This is a genomic window from Planomonospora algeriensis (assembly GCF_977012225.1).
Genome location: NZ_CDRNDK010000976.1, coordinates 1 through 840 on the forward strand (window position 1 = coordinate 1; position 840 = coordinate 840).

An 840-nucleotide genomic window follows, 5' to 3' on the forward strand; every position below is an offset into this window, starting at 1 on the left:
ACCCACTCGGGGACCCCGCCGCCGGCCAGCAGCCGCGCGGCGTCCGCCTGCTCCTCCTCCGTCACCGTGGCGTCCCCGCGGCAGAGCGCCAGCAGGGCGGCGGCCGTCTCGGGGTCCGCGGCGCCGAACTCGCCGAGCTCGTCGATGCCGTCCAGGTCCATGTCCCGCCAGAGGCCGGCCACGGTCGCGGCGAACCTGCCCGTCGCGGCGGGTCCCGGCGGCTCGGCCAGCCTGACGACCCGCGCGTCGATGTCGGAGGGGATCCACACGTCCGGGGTGGTGCCGGTCACGATCTGCGTGGCCGCCGCCGGGTCGGCGCTGTAGGTGACGAACGAGAGCCGGACGGCCGCCTCCCAGGGCAGCGAGAAGGAGAGCACCGCGATCCACCGCACCACGTCCTCGACGTTCCCGGGGTCGCGGGAGACGAGGACCAGCCGGCCGTGACCGCGGGCCAGCGCCTCCCGGACGGCGTCCAGCAGGACGCCCAGCCGCCGGTAGGCGTCCGGTCCGCCCTCCGCCAGCCACCCGCCGAGGGCCTCCGGGTCCGTGGACGTGCCCGGGACCAGCTCGTGCAGCTCGGGCAGGTCGGAACCGGGCGGCGCGGGCGCGGCGGACCACAGCGGCGCCTCCCAGAACTCGACCGGCCGCAACCCGACCAGGTCGCCGTCGTCCAGCACGAGCGCGTGGCCGAGGAAGTTGCCGTACCGGCCCGAGTAGTCCCGGCCGAGGTAGACGCAGCGCACCAGCGCCGAGGCCCCGCCCGCCGGGCCGTACGCCAGGGCCACGGGCATGGCCCGGACCTGCTCCGGGGTGGGCGCCGGCGGCGCGTCCGGCGGCGGC

At 77.7% G+C, this 840-nt stretch carries 1 protein-coding gene; it reads right to left on the bottom strand.

Annotation, left to right across the window (positions count from 1 at the left end):
• Window positions 1-791: GAP1-M domain-containing protein (locus tag ACWJ6R_RS37300; RefSeq protein ID WP_449066698.1), on the bottom strand; the 791-nt coding region annotated here is incomplete at its 3' end.
• Between the last annotated feature and the right edge of the window lie 49 nt (window positions 792-840).